At 71.0% G+C, this 18284-nt stretch carries 21 protein-coding genes; 8 read left to right on the top strand and 13 right to left on the bottom strand.

The window, feature by feature from the left end; translation table 11 throughout:
• The first annotated feature begins 4 nt into the window (after positions 1–4).
• Positions 5–985 (top strand): zinc-binding dehydrogenase, encoded by a 981-nt coding sequence (locus E1292_RS29380; protein ID WP_132598734.1) that lies wholly within the window; start codon positions 5–7, stop codon positions 983–985.
• Positions 986–1071: 86 nt separating this feature from the next.
• The gene (locus E1292_RS29375) at positions 1072–1548 is read left to right on the top strand and encodes a MarR family transcriptional regulator (protein ID WP_132598732.1); all 477 of its coding nucleotides are present in this window, start codon (positions 1072–1074) and stop codon (positions 1546–1548) included.
• Between the two features lie 139 nt (positions 1549–1687).
• Here the strand turns inward: E1292_RS29375 and E1292_RS29370 are convergent, their stop codons facing one another.
• On the bottom strand, positions 1688–2041 hold the full coding sequence (locus E1292_RS29370; protein WP_132598730.1) for a winged helix-turn-helix transcriptional regulator: 354 nt from the start codon (positions 2039–2041) through the stop codon (positions 1688–1690).
• Between the two features lie 50 nt (positions 2042–2091).
• On the opposite strand from E1292_RS29370, the gene E1292_RS29365 reads away from it, so the two are divergent.
• Both E1292_RS29365 and E1292_RS29360 read left to right on the top strand, forming a co-directional pair.
• A complete protein-coding gene (locus tag E1292_RS29365; protein ID WP_132598728.1) occupies positions 2092–2979 on the top strand; it encodes an NAD(P)-dependent oxidoreductase in 888 nt (295 codons plus the stop codon).
• Between the two features lie 141 nt (positions 2980–3120).
• The gene (locus tag E1292_RS29360) at positions 3121–3432 is read left to right on the top strand and encodes an antibiotic biosynthesis monooxygenase family protein (protein ID WP_132598726.1); all 312 of its coding nucleotides are present in this window, start codon (positions 3121–3123) and stop codon (positions 3430–3432) included.
• Positions 3433–3486: 54 nt separating this feature from the next.
• Here E1292_RS29360 and E1292_RS29355 read toward each other — a convergent pair whose 3' ends face one another.
• Positions 3487–3924: a glutaredoxin domain-containing protein gene (locus E1292_RS29355; RefSeq protein ID WP_132598724.1), complete on the bottom strand. Its 438-nt coding sequence runs from the start codon at positions 3922–3924 to the stop codon at positions 3487–3489.
• A 321-nt stretch (positions 3925–4245) separates the two neighbouring features.
• Positions 4246–5118 carry an alpha/beta fold hydrolase gene (locus tag E1292_RS29350; RefSeq protein WP_132598722.1) on the bottom strand — a complete coding sequence of 291 codons (873 nt, stop codon included), beginning with the start codon at positions 5116–5118 and terminating at the stop codon, positions 4246–4248.
• Positions 5119–5213: 95 nt separating this feature from the next.
• Between E1292_RS29350 and E1292_RS29345 the strand changes: the two genes are divergently transcribed.
• Positions 5214–5723, top strand: coding sequence for a CGNR zinc finger domain-containing protein (locus E1292_RS29345; protein WP_132598720.1), 510 nt, complete (start codon positions 5214–5216; stop codon positions 5721–5723).
• 31 nt (positions 5724–5754) lie between these two features.
• On the opposite strand, the gene E1292_RS29340 is transcribed toward E1292_RS29345, so the two are convergent.
• Positions 5755–6429, bottom strand: coding sequence for a GNAT family N-acetyltransferase (locus E1292_RS29340; RefSeq protein ID WP_132598718.1), 675 nt, complete (start codon positions 6427–6429; stop codon positions 5755–5757).
• A gap of 377 nt (positions 6430–6806) precedes the next feature.
• On the opposite strand from E1292_RS29340, the gene E1292_RS29335 reads away from it, so the two are divergent.
• Positions 6807–8339, top strand: coding sequence for a pectate lyase family protein (locus E1292_RS29335; protein ID WP_132598716.1), 1533 nt, complete (start codon positions 6807–6809; stop codon positions 8337–8339).
• On the opposite strand, the gene E1292_RS29330 is transcribed toward E1292_RS29335, so the two are convergent.
• Complete coding sequence (locus E1292_RS29330; protein ID WP_132598714.1) at positions 8259–9263, bottom strand: AraC family transcriptional regulator; 1005 nt, start codon at positions 9261–9263, stop codon at positions 8259–8261. The two genes, E1292_RS29335 and E1292_RS29330, sit on opposite strands and share 81 nt — an antisense overlap.
• Positions 9264–9365: 102 nt before the next feature.
• On the opposite strand from E1292_RS29330, the gene E1292_RS29325 reads away from it, so the two are divergent.
• The gene (locus E1292_RS29325) at positions 9366–10310 is read left to right on the top strand and encodes an MBL fold metallo-hydrolase (RefSeq protein WP_132598712.1); all 945 of its coding nucleotides are present in this window, start codon (positions 9366–9368) and stop codon (positions 10308–10310) included.
• A 101-nt stretch (positions 10311–10411) separates the two neighbouring features.
• Here the strand turns inward: E1292_RS29325 and E1292_RS29320 are convergent, their stop codons facing one another.
• Both E1292_RS29320 and E1292_RS29315 read right to left on the bottom strand, forming a co-directional pair.
• Positions 10412–11677: an SLC13 family permease gene (locus E1292_RS29320; protein WP_132598710.1), complete on the bottom strand. Its 1266-nt coding sequence runs from the start codon at positions 11675–11677 to the stop codon at positions 10412–10414.
• Between the two features lie 18 nt (positions 11678–11695).
• Positions 11696–12883 (bottom strand): CaiB/BaiF CoA transferase family protein, encoded by a 1188-nt coding sequence (locus tag E1292_RS29315; protein ID WP_132598708.1) that lies wholly within the window; start codon positions 12881–12883, stop codon positions 11696–11698.
• A 133-nt stretch (positions 12884–13016) separates the two neighbouring features.
• On the opposite strand from E1292_RS29315, the gene E1292_RS29310 reads away from it, so the two are divergent.
• A complete protein-coding gene (locus E1292_RS29310; protein ID WP_165974796.1) occupies positions 13017–13925 on the top strand; it encodes a LysR family transcriptional regulator in 909 nt (302 codons plus the stop codon).
• Here E1292_RS29310 and E1292_RS29305 read toward each other — a convergent pair.
• The 6 genes from E1292_RS29305 to E1292_RS29285 all read right to left on the bottom strand — a co-directional run bounded on the left by E1292_RS29305 (position 13918) and on the right by E1292_RS29285 (position 18217).
• Positions 13918–15303, bottom strand: coding sequence for a tannase/feruloyl esterase family alpha/beta hydrolase (locus tag E1292_RS29305; protein WP_220447108.1), 1386 nt, complete (start codon positions 15301–15303; stop codon positions 13918–13920). The genes E1292_RS29310 and E1292_RS29305 overlap by 8 nt on opposite strands.
• Positions 15304–15467: 164 nt before the next feature.
• Entirely contained in the window at positions 15468–16148 is a 681-nt protein-coding gene (locus tag E1292_RS29300) for a TetR/AcrR family transcriptional regulator (protein WP_165974795.1), read from the bottom strand.
• Positions 16149–16381: 233 nt separating this feature from the next.
• Positions 16382–16516, bottom strand: coding sequence for a hypothetical protein (locus E1292_RS55075; protein WP_281284063.1), 135 nt, complete (start codon positions 16514–16516; stop codon positions 16382–16384).
• 70 nt (positions 16517–16586) lie between these two features.
• Positions 16587–16760 carry a sigma factor-like helix-turn-helix DNA-binding protein gene (locus E1292_RS54130; protein ID WP_246090421.1) on the bottom strand — a complete coding sequence of 58 codons (174 nt, stop codon included), beginning with the start codon at positions 16758–16760 and terminating at the stop codon, positions 16587–16589.
• Between the two features lie 144 nt (positions 16761–16904).
• Entirely contained in the window at positions 16905–17540 is a 636-nt protein-coding gene (locus tag E1292_RS29290) for a TetR family transcriptional regulator (RefSeq protein ID WP_132598702.1), read from the bottom strand.
• The gene (locus tag E1292_RS29285; protein WP_132598700.1) at positions 17537–18217 is read right to left on the bottom strand and encodes a DUF4166 domain-containing protein; all 681 of its coding nucleotides are present in this window, start codon (positions 18215–18217) and stop codon (positions 17537–17539) included. The genes E1292_RS29290 and E1292_RS29285 overlap by 4 nt, the downstream gene beginning before the upstream one ends.
• Positions 18218–18284: the final 67 nt, after the last annotated feature.

The raw sequence follows: 18284 nt of genomic DNA, 5'->3' as shown, positions 1-18284 counted from the left end.
CACGATGCGAGCGATCCGCCAGCACGCCTTCGGCGGCCCCGACGAACTCCGGCTGGAGGCGGTGCCCGATCCGCACCCCGCCGACGACGAGGTACGTATCCGGGTCGAGTCGGCCGGTGTTCACCTGCTGGACGCGTTGATCAGGCAGGGCGACGGCGGGCCGCGCGTCACGCCCCGCCTGCCCATGACGCCGGGCCGGGAGGTCGCCGGAGTCATCGACGAGGTCGGCCCCGGCGCCGGCGCCCACCTCCTCGGCCGGCGCGTCGTCGCCGATCTCGGCCTGACCAGCGGCGGGTACGCGGAACTCGCGCTCGCCCCGTCCGCGGCCGTCCACGTCATACCCGACCACGTCGACGCCGACTCCGCCGTGGCCATGATCGGCACCGGCCGCACGACCATGGCGATCCTCGAACTCGCCGCCCCCACCGCCGACGACGTCGTCCTGGTCACCGCGGCCGCCGGAGGCATCGGGACCCTGCTCGTCCAGGCGGCCCGCGCCGCAGGAGCGACGGTGGTCGGCGCCGCAGGCGGCCCCGGCAAGGTGACGCTCGCCCGCCGGATCGGCGCCGACCACGCCTTCGACTACAGCCGCCCCGGCTGGCCCGACGCCGTACGCGAAGTGCTGGCGGGCCGGCCGGTGACCCTGGCCCTCGACGGAGTCGGCGGCCGGATCGGCCGGCAGGCGCTGGAACTGCTCGGGGTGGCCGGACGCCTGGTGATGTTCGGTACGGCCTCGGGCTCCCTGACCGAAGTGTCGGCCGGTGACCTGTTCAGCCGCGGCATCAGCGCCGCCTCCGCCGTCGGCGCCCGCCTCCTCCAGCGCCCCGGCGGCACCCGCACCTTGGAACTGCGCGCCCTGGAAGCGTTGAGCAGCGAACAGCTCGTCCCCGTCATCGGCCGGCGATTCGCCCTGGCGGACGCCGCCGGCGCCCATATCGCCCTGCAATCCCGCGCCACCACGGGCAAGACCGTCCTGCGGCCCTGACCCCCTTCACGAAGCGAGCAGCCGCTCCACCCACCGCGGCCCCGCCTCGATCGGAGCATCCGAACAACGTCACAGAAGGGACGACCATGGAAGAGCGCCGGCCCATCGGCTACTGGCTGAGGCTCCTCGACCAGCTCATCGAGGAGCACATCAATCGGGTGCTGGCGGTGCAGAACCTCCACCGCCGCCACTGGCAGACGATGAATCTGCTCAGGCCGGCGCCCGCCGGGGACCGTACCGGCCGGCGTGGGCCGGCTGCCAAACAGGACATCGAGCAGCGGCTGCGGCCCTTCTGGGCAGGAAGTCCGGTCTCCGTGGACGAGGTGCTCGACGACCTCGTACGGCGTGCCTGGATCACCGGGCGGGAGCCGTACGCTCTCACTCCCGCCGGCGAGGCCGCGCACGCCGCCTTGGCACGGATCGTCGAGCGGGCCGGGCGCCAGATCGACGACGGGGTGACCGCGAAAGAGTACGACGGCGCCGTCGAGGTGCTCCGTCGCATGGTGGCAAATGCGGAGAAGCTGCGACGACCAGCCAGGGAAGGTACGGCACGCCGCCTGTGACCGGCGGTTGAGAATCCGTGCTGCCTGCGGTGGCCACCTTTTTGTGGGTACTTGCCGACCGGGCCGGGGCGGCCTGAAGCTTGGTCGTGCGGGCCGAACGGCCCGTACATCCGGATTTGACGGGGAGGCCGGCGGTGTTTCAGGAGACCGCTTGGGACGGCTCGGCCAGCTTCTCCAGGCGGCGATGGCCCCAATCGGAAAGTGGTGCCAGCGCTTCGGAGAGCTCACGGCCGAACGAGGTCAGCGAGTACACCGTCTTCAGCGGCCGTACGTCGTACACCTCCCGGTGGACCAGTCCGTCGGCCTCCATCTCCCGCAGCGTCTGAGTCAGCACCTTCTCGGTGAGTCCCGGCAGCCGCCTGCGTAGCTCGCCGGGGCGGTGCGGGCGGGACTCCAGGAGCCAGAGCAACACCGTCTTCCATTTGCCGTCGATGACCGCGATCGCCGCGGTCACTCCGCACACGTTCGGGTCCTGAGCGCGGCTGCGCGTCATCGCCGTCCCCCCATTCGTCACCGTTCACTCACTGCCGAGGAGTTTGAGGCATGACCTCACACACTGAACAGTCTGCCGTCACCGTGCTCGGTCTGGGGCCGATGGGCCGGGCCCTGGCCGGCGCCTTCCTGGATGCCGGCGTACGGACCACGGTCTGGAACCGCACGCCGGGCAAGGAGCAGGACTTGGTCGAGCGGGGCGCGGTCAGCGCTCGATCGCCCGAGGAGGCGGTCGGCGCGAGCAGCGCGACCGTGGTCTGCGTGGTGAACTACGACGCGGTGGACGCCATCGTGCGGCGTGACGTGGTCACCGACGCGCTCCACGGGCGCACGCTCGTGAACCTGACCGCCGACACCCCCGACCGGGCCCGGGACACCGCGGGCTGGGCGGCCGGGCACGGCATCGCGTATCTGGACGGTGCGATCATGACGCCGACCACGACCATCGGTACACCGGCCGGGGTGTTCCTCCACAGCGGCCCCGAGAGGCTCTACCGCGAGCACCGGCCGATGCTGGACGCCCTGGGCGGCACCCACACCCACCTCGGCGAGGACGTCGGCAGGGCGGCCGCGTACGACATCGCCTTGCTCGACATCTTCTGGACCGCGATGGCGGGTTACGCACACGCGCTGGCAGTGGCCAGAGCCGAGGGGGTCACCGCGCGGGAGCTGGCACCGTTCGCCCAGGGCATCGGCACGATCCTGCCGCCGCTGTTCGACCAGGCCGCGGAGGACGTCGACAACGGCAGGTTCTCCGACGACATCAACCCGATCACCTCGGCGGTGTCGTCCATGGCCCATATCGTCCACCTCTCCGAGGCCCATGGCATCGACGCTGGCGTGATGCGCGCGGCCGAAGGACTGGCACGCCGCGCCATCGGGCGGGGCCACGGCACCGACGGGTTCCTCCGGATCACCGATATCCTCAACCCTCTGTGAGGTGCCTCGGGGTCACCGTCCTGAACCGCGCGGGGGCGGTTCGAGGGCGGCGAACTGGTCGGCCGAAACCCGTCGGCAGCGATGCCCGGGCGGCCTGAGACCAGGCCGCCCGGCCGCTGGTGGACAAGGAAGGGTCAGGCGATGATCGCGCGGATATGGCGAGGATGGGCCTCGACAACGACGGCCGACGACTACCAGCACCACTACGGAGCCGACGTCGCCGAGCACCTCCAGCAGGTGGCCGGCTTCCGCGGTGCTCGTCTGCTGCGTCGCCAGGACTGCGACGAGGTGATGTTCACCTCGATCACCTTCTTCACCAGCATGGAGGACGTACGCGCGTTCGCCGGCGAGGACCCCGAGCAGGCTGTCGTCGAGGCGACGGCCCGTCGCGCTCTGACGCGGTGGGACGAACGCGTCACCCACCACGAGGTCACGGCCGATCTCCAGCCGTGACCGGCCGATCCGGTCCGCAGGTCTCGGCGATCGCCGTGACGGCCCCGGCACCGATCACGCAGGTGGGGGCAGCTGTCCGCGCACCCATGCAGGATCGGGGTTGACGTGCACCCGGCCTGCCACCACGACGGTCGGCACGGTCTCGTCGCCGTTGTTGGCCGCCCTCACCGCCGCCGCGCCGGCCGGGTCACGCCAGATGTCCACCCAATGCACCCGGCGGGCGCCGCGGCCCAACCGGATCCGCAGTCGCAGGCAGTACTTGCACCCCGGCCTCCAGTAGACGATCGGCCGGCCGTCGACCGCGCTGCGGCGCTGTGCCTCCACCGCAGCGATCGGCCTCGGGAAGGCCAGCGACGAGTTCAGCCCTGCGAGCAGTCCGAACACCAGCAGCAGGGCAACGGCCGCGCCGGGAGCACCCCTGGACACCAGCGCGACCGCCATCAGCGAGCCGCAGACCACAAACACCATCGGCAGGACCCAAGCGCGCTTCATGATGACGCAGGCTATCGGTGACGCGAATCAGGTGGGCGCCGCGGACTCGATGGCGGCCGGGAACACGGCGCAAGCCGGATAGCGCCTCACCGATTCGGCCGGAAGCATGAAAGCGGTCGCTGGAGGAGGGCGGCGGGCTTGAGGAGCGCGGATTTCGAGGGCTGATCTGACGCCGGCCGGCTCCGGCATCGTCTCCACGCGCGCGGCCGAGGCCCGGTGCTCGAACCACTGGGCGGCGACCGACGACGCCGCCGCGCGCCAGGGATCCCCTGCGCCGCGGTCTGCGCCATGGCCTCCCTGTGGTGAACCGCGGTCCGGGTCTCAGGCGTGAAGCGCGGTCCTGCCGAGGAAATCTCTGATCAGCCGGGCCACTTCGTCGAGGGCGCTCTCCAGGAGGAAGTGACCGCCTTCGAGGAGGTGGATCTCGGCGTCGGGCACGTCGGCGGCGAAGGCGCGGGCGCCGTCGGGGCCGAAGATCTCGTCGCCCTCGCCCCAGACGGCGAGCAGCGGCGGCCGCCGTTCGCGGAGGACTTCGTGCAGGCGGGGGTAGAGCGGCGGGTTGGTGGCGTAGTCCAGGAACAGGGCCAGCTGGACGCGGTCGTTACCGGGGCGGGAGACCAGGGCGAAGTCGTGGTGCCAGGTGTCGGGGCTGACGAGGGTCTCGTCGGGCACGCCGGTGAGGTACTGCCATCTGATCGCGTCGAGGGTGAGCGCCTGCCGGGCGCCCTTTTCGGTCTGGGGAGTCTGCTCGCGGTGGTAGTCCCAGACGGTCGTCCAGAAGCTGGGGACGAAGCCGGCCTCGTAGGCGTTGCCGTTCTGGGTGATGATCGCCGTGACCGCGTCCGGGTCGTCCAGGACGAGCCGCCAGCCGATGGGGGCGCCGTAGTCCTGCACGTAGATGGCGTAGCGGGAGATGCCGAGCTGGTCCAGCAGGCCCGACGTCAGCCCGGTGAGAGCGTCGAAGGTGTAGTCGAAGTCTTCGGCGGGCGGCGCGTCGGACAGCCCGAACCCCAGGTGGTCGGGGGCGATGACGTGATAGCGGTCGGCCAGCGCCGGGATGAGCTCGCGGAACATGAACGAGCTGGTCGGGAAGCCGTGCAGCAGGACGATGGCGGGCGCGTCGGCGGGTCCGGCTTCGCGGTAGAACAGCCGCCGGCCTTGCACGGTCGCGTAACGGTGGTGGACGTTCACCATGACTAACCCCTCAGATCTGATTGAATGGTTAGACTGAAGCAGACAGAGCTCTAACCTGTCAAGCACCGAAGAGGGGTTAGGTAATGTTCGAGACGATGACATGGGCGGACGAAGACGTGCTGTTGGACCTGCTCAACAGCACTCCGGTCGTCGACGGGAGCCACCAGGACCTCCTTGCCGATCCGGCCGAGGCGAGCGCCTGGTTGCGGCAACGCGGAGGCGACGGGTCACCGCGGGAACGCGACGCCGTCCGGCAGGTCAGGGACACGTTGCAAGGGGTCCTCCGCGGCGACCTGCCGGGGAGCGCCCTGGAGCCTTACCTCGAAGGCGCCACGTACCGCCCGGCCATGTCGGAGCAGGGTGTCGAATGGTCACTCGACGTACCACCCGGGCGGGCGATGAGCGTCAGGGTGATTCTGGCCTGGGACACGCTGGAGCGGACGCGGCCCGGGCGGCTGAGGCCCTGCGCGAACAGCGAGTGCAGGCTGTTCCTCCTCGATCGCAGCAAGACCAACAGGGCTCGCTGGTGCTCGATGGCCGTGTGCGGCAACCGGATGAAGGCCCGGCGGCACTACCAGCGGACGCACCAGCCGCCGGCCGGCTGACACGGGTCCACGCGCATGTCACCCAGCGGCCTCACCCGCTGGGAGCCGCAGAGGGCCGATCTTCTCGTAGCAGCACGCACACCGCGTACGGCGCGTCGTCCTGCTCTCCTCGCATCCCTTCGACCGTGCCCCGGGTCCGGATCTCGCCCGCGTACCGCATGCCGATGCGCTCCATCACCGCACGTGAACGCACGTTGTGACGGGCCGTGCACGACACCACGGCTCGCGCCCCGAGGACGTCGAACGCGAACGCCAGCCCGGCGCGGCCGATCTCGGAGGCGTACCCGCGCCCCCAGAACTCCCGCCGTAGGGCCCATCCGATCTCCAGCCAGTTCGCGTGCGCCGTGAAAGGGCGCTGGGCCTCGTGCGCGGCGCGCACCCACGGCTCGGCCGGAAGGAAGGCGTAGATCTGGCCCCAGTCGTCGTCGACCGGCGTGCGTGACAACCCGCCGCGACCGACGACCTGCCCGCTCGCGCGGTCGTAGGCGATCCATTTGTGCACACCGTGGAGGCGCCACGAGTCACCCATGAACGTCGCGCGGTCCTCCGCCTGCTCGAAGCTCGGCCTGCCGCCGTACCACGGCCACACCTCCTCGTCGCCGTGCACGAGCCAGAGGTCAGGGGCGTGGGCGGGGCCGGCCGGTTCGAGCCGCAGGCGCGGGGTGAACCGGACGTCACCGGTGCCGGCCGGTGGCGGGTCTGCCATGCGCCCCAGCGTCCCATATCTGCGAACTCGCGGCGGGCGGCGCCGGACGACGAGACCCTGGCCGGCTTCGTTCGCGGGCGCGGGTCGCCGTCGCCGCCGAACGCTCCGCCCACCGCGGGCCATGTGCGCCGGGATTCCCGAGCATTTCGACGAACGTTTCTACACCTTTCTGCACGATCCCGAGGGCGATGACGCCGGCGTCCACCCGCCGGTCTCCGCCACCACGGGCAGCGGTCATCCGCCCGGCCATGACCGGGGCCCTCAGCCGGCGCGACCGCTGGCCACCGGGTGACGACGTGAAAGTTTCACCCTTGATTGACAGGGGGAAAGCGCTTTCCTACGGTGTGGGCGTCCGCGACGACGAAGGTGGGACGAGAATGAGACGAGCAGTCGCGTTGCGATTCCATGCGGCTCTGGCCGCGCTGGCCACGGCGGCCGCGGTCGGTGTGACCTTACCGGTGACCCAGGCGTCGGCAGCGGCCGGCACCGCCACCGGCTACGCGACCGGCAACGGCGGGACCACGGGCGGTGCGGGCGGGCAGACGGTGAGAGCCACCACCGGCACCGCCATCCACGCGGCCCTGTGCGGCCGGGCCAGCAGCAGCACCCCGATCACCATCGAGGTGGAAGGAACCATCAACCACGGCAACACCACCAAGGTGTCGGGCGACAGTTGCAACACCGCCGCCGGCGTGATCGAGCTCAAGCAGATCAGCAACGTCACGATCATCGGCGTCGGCAGCGGGGCCGTCTTCGACCAGCTGGGCATCCACATCCGCGAGGCCCGCAACATCATCATCCAGAACGTGACCGTCCGCAACGTCAAGAAGTCGGGCTCGCCCACGTCGAATGGCGGCGACGCCATCGGCATGGAGAGCAACGTCCGCAACGTCTGGGTCGATCACGTCACCCTGGAGGCCTCGGGAGGGGAGTCGGAGGGCTTCGACGGCCTCTTCGACATGAAGAACGACACCCAGTACGTGACCCTGTCCTACAGCATCCTGCGCAACTCCGGCCGCGGCGGGCTCATCGGGTCCAGCGAGAGCGACCGCTCGAACGGCTTCGTCACCTTCCACCACAACCGGTACGAGAACATCGACTCCCGCACACCCCTGCTGCGTGGCGGCATCGCCCACATCTACAACAACCACTACGTGGACCTTCACGAGTCCGGCATCAACTCCCGGGCCGGGGGCCGCGCCAGGGTGGACAACAACTACTTCGAGGACTCCAAGGACGTTCTCGGCACCTTCTACACCGACGAGGCCGGCTACTGGCAGGTCGGCGGCAACATCTTCGACAACGTGACCTGGTCGAGCCCCGGCGACGAGAACAACCCCGCCGGCCCTGACCCGCAGTCCAACACCTCGGTCAGCATCCCCTACTCCTACAGCCTCGACGGGGCCGGTTGCGTGCCGGACATCGTCCGGCAGACGGCGGGTGCCGACAAGGGTCTTCTGGTGTCGCCCGGCAACTGCTCCGCACCGCAGGAACCCACGACGCCCCCGACCACGCCCACCGACCCGCCGACCACGCCGCCCAGCGGGACGAACCTCAGCATCGGGGCCGGCTCCGACGGCTCCGGCAAAGCCGGCGGGACCAGCTACGGCAACGTGCGGGACGGCGACATGAGCACCTTCTGGTCGCCGACCGGCTCGACCGGTGACATCTCGATCAAGTGGAGCTCCCCCACGACGGTCTCCAGGGTCGTCATCCGTGAGGCGTCGGGCTCCGCGGGCGCCATCGGCTCCTGGCAGCTCGTCGACCACGGCACCGGGGCCGTCCTGAAGTCCGGCAGCGGGGCGGGCACCATCACCTTCACCCCGACCTCACTGAGCAAGATCACCTTCAGGATCACCGGCGCGACCAGCACGCCGAAGGTCGCCGAGTTCGAGACCTACGCGGGGTAGCGGCCCCGGCTCGAAGGTTCCCTTCGCTCGATACCGCCCCGGTGTGGTGCCGAACTCCCGCTCGAAGGCGTGTGAGAGCGCGTACGGGCTGCCGTAGCCGACCCGGCCGGCGATGGCGGCCAGGGTGTCCGGGGTGTCGCGGAGCAGGATGGCGGCGAGGATCAGGCGCCACCACGTGAGATACGCCATCGGAGGGCGGCCGACCAGGGTGGAGAACCGGCGCGCGAGGGTGGGACGGGAGACGCCCGCCTCCGCGGCCAGGCGGTCGTTGCTCCACGGGGCGGCCGGGTCCGCGTGCAGCGCCCGCAGGGCGGCGGCCGTCACCGGGTCGCCCAGTGCGCGGGGCCAGGCTCCGCTGGTGGCCTCGGCCATCCAGGAACGGATGATGTAGACGAGGAGGAGGTCGAGCAGGCTCGGGTGCGCGATGGAGGAGCCGGGCCTGCTCTCGTCGAGCTCGCCGGCGAGCAGGTCGATCGCGGCGCGGAGCTCCGGGTGGCGGCCCACTCGGTGGGGAAGGTGGACGACCTGGGGCAGCTCGGCCATGAGCGGGTGCAGGCGGCTGCAGTCGAGCCGGTACTTGCCGCAGAGCACGTCCGTCTCGTCGGGATCAGGCACGACCCGCGGCCCTGTCTCCGCGAGCCGTCGCGTGAACGGCACCGCCTTCTCCAGCGCGGCCGCCGGATCGACCCGGGAATCGGCGATGACATGGCCGGCGCCGTGGGGCAGCAGCACCACATCGCCCACCCCGAGGGACACCGGGGCGCCGCCGTCGGGCAGCAGCCGGCAGCCACCCTTCATGACGACGGCGAAGCCCGCGCCGACGTACGGGTCCAGCCGCACGCACCAGCTCCCGCTCATCCGCACCCGGTTGGACAGGGGGCGCCCGAGGCGCACGGCGGAGATCGCGTCGCTCACCACATCCATCGACCCAAGAATAAGGCCCTCTCTACGGCATGAGACGCATGCGTATTTCCTTGAGCCGGAAGCGCATTGAGAGGATCGCCAGACTTACCTAAAGTCCGGCACATGACGAACGAGAACGAGAGCGTGCGCAGCATCGTGCTGGGCGATGTCGAGGTCATCCGGGTCGTCGAGTGGCACCGACCGTTCGCGCCCGCCTCCGGCATGTTCCCGGACGCTCCTGCCGGTGTGTGGCGGGACAACGCGGACTGGCTGGCGCCGGACCACTGGGAGCCGGACAGCGACCGGGCGGTGCTGGCGCTGCAGACGTGGGTGCTGCGCAGTGGCGGGCGGACCGTCCTGGTCGACACCGGGGTGGGCAACGCGCGCGAGCGACCGGGCATGCCGCCGTTCCACCGGCGCCGGAGTGATCTCCCCGGGCTCCTGGCGAGGGCAGGCGTCCGCCCGCAGGACGTCGACGTCGTCGTCAACACCCACCTCCACGTCGATCACGTCGGCTGGAACACCGTCGACGCGGGCGGGGAGTGGGTACCGACGTTCCCCAACGCCCAATACCTCATTCCTGCCGCGGACGACTTCCATTACGGTCCTGACCACGCGTACGGGAACGGCCTCCGGGAGGTCGACCGCCTGATCTACGAAGACAGCGTCGCGCCCATCCACCGGGCCGGGCAGGCCGTGTTGTGGGACGGCCTGCACCGCATCGACGACCACCTCACCCTGGAGTCCGCGCCCGGCCACACGCCCGGTTCGTCCGTGCTGCGACTCGCGTCCGGGAGCGACCGGGCGGTCTTCGTCGGAGATCTGCTGCACAGCCCGGTGCAGATCCTCCAGCCCTGCTGCAACAGCAACGCCTGCCTGGCCCCGGAACAAGCGGTGGCCAGTCGCCGTCGGGTTCTCGGGCGGGCCGCCGATGAACGGGAGCTGCTCGTCCCCGCGCACTTCGGCGGGGCGGGTGCCGTGGAAGTCCGCCGCGCACGTGGCGGGTTCGCCCTCGGCCCATGGGCGACAGCCCGGCCCGGAGAAGGGAGCGGGCCCCCGTCCGTCTGAGCGATGCCGAGCGAAGCAGGCAACACCATGACATCGATGCGCGCTTTCGGCATGCGGAGGTGACCCAGGCGATCGGCGAGTTGTGTCCGGTGGCGCCTCCTTCACCACCAGGCGAAGGCGAGCCAGGCCAGCAGAGGTGCGACGACTATCGAGATGAGGCCGTAGGTGAGCAGCTGGCGGAACAGGCGGGGCCTGACCGAGGGCTCGGCGGCGCCGAGGATGAGGCCGCCGGTGATGCCGAGCGGGTTGATGTCGACCAGCACCGACGCCAGGGCGAGCGCGAGCACGCCGCCGACCGGTGAGACGCCGGCGGCCACCAGCGGGGGCAGCAGCGGCATGACGGTCGCGAACACCGCGATGGAGCTGGCGGCGAAGGACGTGACGCCGGCGATGTAGCAGAGCACCAGCAGGCTGAGGAGCGGCGACCCCTCTATCGTGAGCAGGTCGCTGATCTGCTTGAACGCGCCCAGGTGCTGCATCAGGCCCACGTAGGTCAGCAGGCCGCCGATCAGCAGGACCACGTTCCACGGGATCCTGGACACGATCGCGTCGACCGGCAGCCGGAACACCAGCTGCAGGATCAGCGCCGCGGTCAGGCCGAGATAGCCCACGTTCATGTCGAAGCCGACGGACAGGGCGACGACGGCGAGCATGCACAGCAGGGTGAAAGCACGTGCTCCGGGTCGCGTCCGCGTCGCGGCGGGCGCGGGCTCCGGGGCGCCGGGCAACTCTCCCGAGACCGGGGCCCGGCCGCGGGGGATGCCGCCGTTCCACATGCCGACGACCAGCAGAGCCGCGCACACGGCCAGACCGGCGAGCAGCCCGCCGCTCAGGAAGGCCACCGGCGCCGAGCCGGGGAGGCCGATGCCGAGCTTGGTGCTCAGCTCGCGTGCGGTGACGCCGTAGACGGCGAGCGGCGAGAGCAGCCCGCTGATGATTCCGGTGACGCCCAGGACGGCGGCGATCAGCGGCGAGGTCCGGTACCGCGCGGCGAAGCCGAGGGCGATCGGGGAGACGATGGCCGTCGCGGCCGCGGGAAGGGTGCCGGCGGCGGTGAGCACGGCGCCGATGGCGAAGGGAACCAGGGCGATCAGCACCAGCCGGCCGCCTGCCAGCCGTAGCAGCAGGTCCAGTAACCAGTCGAGGGTCCCGTTGCGCTGGGCGACGGCGAACAGGGCCGTCACCCCGACGATGAGCACGAAGAAGTCGGCCGGGAAGAACGCCGTCACGTCGTTCGCCGTCACGCCGGCGGCGAGGCCGAGGAGGAACGCCGCCGCCAGGGCGCCCAGCCCGAGGTCGAAGCCGGGTATCAGGGTCGCCGCGAGCAGGGCGGCCAGCACGATGATGGACAGGGTCGCGAGGGTCATGAGCACGCTCTTTCTCGGTCAGACCACTCCTCGGTGGCGCAGGTCATGGATCTCTTGCTCCTCGATCCCGGCGAGGTCGCGCAGGACTTCGGTGGTGTGCTCGCCGAGGGCCGGCGCGGTGTGGCCGATCGTGGCGTCGAAGCCGGAGAAACGTCCGGCGGGAGCCTGCATGAGCCGTGGGCGGCCCGTCCTGTCGTCCGGCACCTCCACCACCGAGCCGCGGGCGCGGATGTGCGGGTCGGCGCAGATGTCCGCCGCCGAGTTCACCGGCCCGGCGGCCACGCCGGCGTCGACGAGCAGCGACATGAGCGGCTCGAGGTCGTGCGCCGCGACGAAGGCGGCGACCCGCGCCTCTATCTGCTCGCGGTGCTCCAGCCGGGCGGTCATGGAATCGTGTACGGCGAGGTCCGCGGCGTCCATGACCTTGACCAGCCGGCGCCACATCTGCTCGGTCGAGGCGGGCAGGGCCAGCCAGCGGCCGTCACGGGTGCGGTACAGGTCGTTGGGGCTGATGTGCGGATTCTGGTTGCCCTGGCGTTCGCGGTTCTCGCCGGTCGCGCCGTACTCGACGATGAAGTCCTCCATCATCCGCAGCAGCGGCTCGTAGAGGGGGATGTCGGCCAGCTGGGCCTGCCCGGTGAGGTCCCGCTGGCGCAGCGCGAGCATGGCGGCGAACGCGGCGTAGATGCCGGTGACGCCGTCGGCCACGGGATAGCCGGCGAAGAGCGGCGGCCGTTCCGGGGCGCCCGTGCGATAGGTCAGGCCCGCGAACGCCTCCGCGACGCGGGCGAAGCCGGGCCGGTCGGCGTACGGGCCGGTGCGGCCGAACGCGCTCACCTGGACCATCACCAGATCCGGCCGGTACGCCCTGAGGTCGTCGAAGTCGATGCCGAACCGGCGCAGCGTCGCCGGGCGGAAGTTGGTCACCACGATGTCCACGGCCGCGGCCAGCCGGCCGACCAGATCGGCCGCCTCGGCGTGGTGCAGGTCGATCGTGACGCTCCGCTTGCCGCGGCCGAGCATCGCCCAGGCGGCCGACTCGCCGTCCTCCAGGGGCGGGTAGTGGCGCGCCGGGTCGCCCGTCGCTGGGTGCTCGACCTTGATCACCTCAGCGCCGAACTCGCCGAGCAGCGAGGACGCCAGGGGGCCGGCCAGGATCGTCGACACGTCCAGGACGCGCACTCCGCTGAGCGGACCGTTGGCCACTGGATATTCCTTTCACCTCGGGAGCATCGGCTGCGGGATCGGTGTGACTGTCGTCACCATGCCGTGCCATCGGCGTGCAGGGAAGACATGGATGGAGTTCACAGGTGGAAGGTTTTGCCTTTATGGTGGCGCGGTGCGGGTGGAACGGGCGCGCTACTTCCTGGCCGCCGTCGAGACGGGATCGCTGCGTGCGGCGGCCGCCCGGTGCGGCGTCAGCCAGCCCACCGTCGGGCAGCAGATCGCGTTGCTGGAGGAGGAGCTCGACGTCGTCCTGCTCACCCGCAGCCGGCACGGCGTGCACCCGACACCGGCCGGTCAGGCCCTGATCGAAGCGCTGCGCCGGCTGGTGGAGGCCGAGGAGGCGGTGCGCGAGTCGGCGATGCGGTCGAGCGGCGCATACCGCGGCCGGGTCCAGATCGGCGGCGTCACGGTGACGGTCGAGACCATCATCGCGCCGGTCGTGGGCCGGTTGCGCCGGCAACATCCCGGGCTGCGCTTCGCTGTCCGGGAGGGAGCCTCGGCCGCCGTCGAGACCGCCGTGCTGGACGGCGCGCTGGACTTCGGGGTGATCACCACGCCGCTGACCCCTGCGGCGCCGGGGCTGCGCCGGATACCGCTCATCTCCGCACCCCTCGGCGCCTACGCGCGCACCGACCATCCGCTGGCCGGGCGCGAGCACATCCACTGGCGTGATCTCGAGACGTGGCCCATCGTCACCATGCGGGCGGGCACCGTGATGTGGGAGACGCTGCACCGGCACGTGGCGGCCCCGGATGTCGTCGTGCAGGCCATGTCGGCGCGGACCGTCAAGGTGATGGTCGGCCAGGGCGTCGGGCTCGGCGTGCTCGCCGGGTTCGACACCTCGGCCGACATCACCGACCTGGTCTGGCTTCCCCTCTCCGACGCGCAGCCCGTCCACCTGTGCCTGACCCAGCGTCAGGACAGCCGGCCCTCGCCGTCCGCCCTCATCGTCCAGCGGCTCATCCGCGCCAGGGCCGACGAGCTGACCGGAGGCAGGGCCTCAGGCGGTCCGGTCAGCTGATGGCGCAGGTGTTGGCCACGTCTCCGGAGGTCTGCAGGGGAATGGTGGCACTGGGCGGGGGCTTGTGGCCGCCGGGGGCCGTCCAGCGTTCGAGAGCCTCGAACGCCGTCCGCATGCAGGGAAGCAGGGGGCGCATCCTGTCCGGGAACATGTCGTACTCGATGTCCAGGTGGGAGGCGCCTTCGATCCTGTAGTAGCGGTGCTGCCGGCCCTTGCCCTGCTTGCGCACCAGCGCGGCGTACGGGTCGCCGTGGACCGCGATCGGCAGCAGGGTGTCCAGCGTCCCCTGCACGGTGATCAGCGGCTTGCCGATGCGGCCGCTCATCGACGCCCGCCGCACCGCCTTGTGCACGCTTCTCGGGCGCGCGTAGTAGTCGTAGTCGGTGTCGCAGTTGGGCGTGCCGCTCTCGCAGAAGGGGATGCCCGCTTCCAGGTCACCGTCGTAGTCCGGGTCGACTTCCTCGCGGTATCTGCGCTGCGTGCCGTCCCAGATGGAACGGTAGTTGAAGTCCCACAGGAACTCCGAGCCCGGGGCGAAGCCGGCCCGCAACATCGCGGCGTGCGCTTCTGGGTCGCCGGTCGCCGCGTACTCGGGGTAGTTGCGCAGCGCCACCGGCAGGTAGACCAGCGCGTTCGAGCTGTCGTCAGGCGGCCAGAGCGTGCCTTCGGCGTCGATGCCGCCGTCGTACAGCTCGGGGTGGTTCTCCAGCGCCCAGCGCACCAGCTGGCCGCCGTTGGAGATGCCCGCCGCGTACGTCCGGCGGATCGATCTGCCGTAGTGGCGGGCGACGGTCGCCTTGGCGGCGATCGTGACCTGGGTCATCCGGTGGTACCACTCGAGGATGGCGTCACCCGGCCGCCTGCCGTCCTGGAAGAACTCCAGGCCGCCGTTGCCCTTGTCGATCGAGGCGTAGGCATAGCCCTTGGCCAGCACCCAGTCGGAGATCGTGAAGTCGTTGGCGTACTGGCGGCGGTTCCCCGGCGCGCCCGCGACCACCAGCCCGCCGTTCCACTTCTTCGGCAGCCGGATCACGAACTGGGAGTCGTGGTTCCAGCCGTGGGTGGGGTTGGACGTGGAGTTGTCCGGGAAGTAGCCGTCGATCTGGATCCCCGGCACTCCGCTCGGGTTGCGGGTGGCCGTCGAATGCAGCCCCGTCCAGTCGGCGGCGTCGGTGTGCCCCGAGGCGACCGTACCGGCGGTGGTCAGGTCGTCCAGGCAGGCGGCGACCTGGTGCCGCGCGCCCGGTACGTGCACCCTGCCCATGCGGGAGCAGCGGGTGTCGGCCTGCGCGGGCGACGCCGCCGGCACCAGGGGGATCACCACGAGCGAGGCCAGCATGGCCGAGAAGGCAGCAGATCTGCGGAGGAGAAGGGACATGTGCGACTCCCTGGGAGCCCGATCCGATGAACCGACCGGCCTGGCTCAAGGCGCTGTGTGGGCGTTCAGCTCGGGTTCGTACTCGATCACGGAGGTTACTAAGCGCATAGTCAGGTGCGGACGGGTGGCTTGTCAACCGGTGACGCCGCCGTAAGGGCGCGGGCTCACCCGCCGGCGGCGTCCCGGGACCCGGTGACCAGCTGCAGCGCGAGCCCGGCGTAGAACTCACCGAGCTGCTCCGGCGAGTCGGGACCGTCGAGCCGGTACCAGCGGACCAGGTCGATGCTGAGCGACAGCATCGCGCGCGTGACCCGCTTGACGTCGACCTGCGCGAACGCCCCGTCGGCGACGCCGCGCGCGACCGCCTCCCGGAAGTATCCGTTGGTCTGGTGGCGCAGCTCCACGATCTCGCCGTAGTGCTCGGCCGTGAGAGCGTTCAGCTCCATCTGGCAGACCCGCGCGGTCACGTGGTGGCGGGCATGCCACACGGTGTACGCCGAGACGATGGCGCGCAGCCGCTCCGCCGAACTCTCCAACGCCAGGATGGCCGGCTCGCGTACCCGCGCCAGGACCCGCTGGTGGCCGACCCGGATGATCTCGAACAGGACCAGTTCCTTCGAGGGGAAGTGCACGTAGAGGGCCGCCGGGCTGAGCCCGACGCCCTCGGCGATGTCGCGCGTGGTCGTGGCGTGGAATCCGTTCGTGGCGAAGCAGCGCACCGCCGACGACAACAGGCGGCGCTGCACCTCCCCCAGGTCATCTCTCCACAGTTCGGGGGAATGGTCTCGCAGCCGGGGATCGTCCGCCAGATCCTGCGCGGTGAACCGGGCCTGCCGTCTGGCCATCCGCGACCCTCGCCCCTTCGACTCCGAATGCATGGTCCGATGCCGCCCGCGGCGCCCGCCTGACCCGCGGGCCTCGCTCCGGCACGAGCACCGGCACGAGCATTCTACGAGTGACGACGCGCCCTGGTTCTTCGCAATCCTGCCGGCCAGGACAGTCACGCGCACCGGTGACGTGAAGGCGGGGCGCGCCCTACCACCGGCGCCACAGGCGGCCTGACATCTCCGCCGGCCGTCTACCGTTCCGGCGAGCGCCCGTCTCCGGGATCGTCGACCTCGGCGAGGCGGGCGGCCAGGAATGCGCGTTCGGCCTCGTTGTCGGCCACGTCCAAGGGCCGCGAGCATCCGGGCCAGGCCCAGCGCCGCTCCACCAGGTCGGCATGGACCAGGCCGGTGCCCGTGGCGGCGGTGTGCCCGTGGTGTGGAGCAGGTGAAGGACGGTCAGCACCGTGTCCAGCCGCTCGTCCGCGTCCGGCACCCGGTACGGATCGCCGCCGCAGTGATCTTCTTCTTGGCCCGCGTGACCCGGGCCGCCATGGTGGGCTCGGACACCAGGAACGCCCTGGCGATGTCGCCGGTGCCGACCCCGCACACCAGGCGCAGGGTCAGCGCCACCTGTGCCTCCCTGGCCAGCGCGGGATGGCAGCAGGTGAAGATCAGCCGCAGCCGGTCATCGGGGATCGACTCGTCGTCGGCGCAGTCCCTTCCGAGAGGTACGGACCCGCGTCGAAGCTGCGCGGCCCGGCAGGGCGCCGGCCGTCAACCGGCGGTCGGTGGAGCGTCGTGGTCGGGCGCGACCGGCGTCTGCGTGAGCCGCCCGAGTTCTTCCAACGCTGTGACCAGGTCGGCGATGTGGTCGAGTGCGGCGAAGGCGTGTTCGGCGCCGGCCGGGTCGACGCCTTCGAACAGTTCCAGCCCGACGAACGCGGCGGAGACCGCCTTGGCCAGTCCGGCGACGTCGACGAGTTCCGCCAGCAGGCTGCCGGCCAGCACGCGTCCGAGCACCTGCTCGATCTCCCCGGTCCACAGCGCGAGCCCGGCGGCGGTGGCGGGTGCCAGCCGTGGCTGCGTCTGCGCGCCGGCCAGCAGTTGGGCCAGGACGGCGACATGGCCGCCGTCGCGCTCCGCGGCGTGCAGGTCCCGGCCCAGTGCCAGGAGCTCGCCGAGGGTGCGCACGTCGTTGAGGCGGTCGCGGTAGACGGCGACCCGCTGCTCGGCGCCGTGGCGGCAGGCGGCGGCCAGCAACTCGTCGACGCTGCCGAAATGGTAGAAGACCAGTGCCTGGTTGACCCCCACCGCGGCGGCGACGGCACGCGCGGAGGTCTTGGCGATACCCTGCTCGGTGAGCGTCGTGAGCGCGCCTTCGAGCAGTTTCGTCCGCGTGTCCTTGCTCATGCTCGCGCTTCCTCGCGAACCGGCCGCAGGTCGGTGCGTACGCCATGGGCGGCCACGTCGATGTGGTCGGCCGCGAAGGAGCCCTCGTAGCCGAAGAGCGGTCCGACGTAGCGGTTGGAGACGGTGACCTGGATGCGGAAGCACCCCGCCTCGTCGTCGTACGATTCCCTGACCACGGCGTCGCCCCTGATCAGGGCCGGCACGCGGGCGTCCACGGGGCCCTCGCGGAAGCGCTGCTCGCCGGAGCGGATGACCAGGGCGCCGCTGCGGTCGGCCTGGACGTGCAGGTCGGTGGCGAGGTGCTGGTGCGTGCCGAGGTAGTCGATGATGCAGTCGCGTTCAGGGCTGAACACCATCGTGGCGTCGAACCGTTGGGGACGGCCCGGGAAGGCGAAGGTCCTGACGAAGGTGACCGTCTCGCGGCCGAAGGAGTCGCGGTAGGGGAAGTTCTCGATGGTGAAGGGGATGTCGCGGCCGCCGCGCGGCACGAGGATGTGCCGTCTGCTGCCCAGGGCCAGGAAGGGCCGGGTCCACCTGCCTCCGTGCCAGACGTGGTCCATCACGCCGCGGCCGACGCAGGCCTCGCCGCTGCCGAGGCCGACGGAGAAACGCCGCTGGATGCGCGGGTGGAGCCGGTCGAAGCCGGCGCCGAGGGCCTGCTGGAAGATCGAGGTCATGACCACCTCAAGGAGTTCAGGAGGGCGGGCGGGGTGGCGGCTCCGCGCTGTCTCTTATACACACCTG

Origin of the sequence: Nonomuraea deserti, assembly GCF_004348685.1 — a bacterium.
GTDB lineage: Bacteria > Actinomycetota > Actinomycetes > Streptosporangiales > Streptosporangiaceae > Nonomuraea > Nonomuraea deserti.
This window is presented reverse-complemented; position numbering and strand designations above follow the sequence as displayed.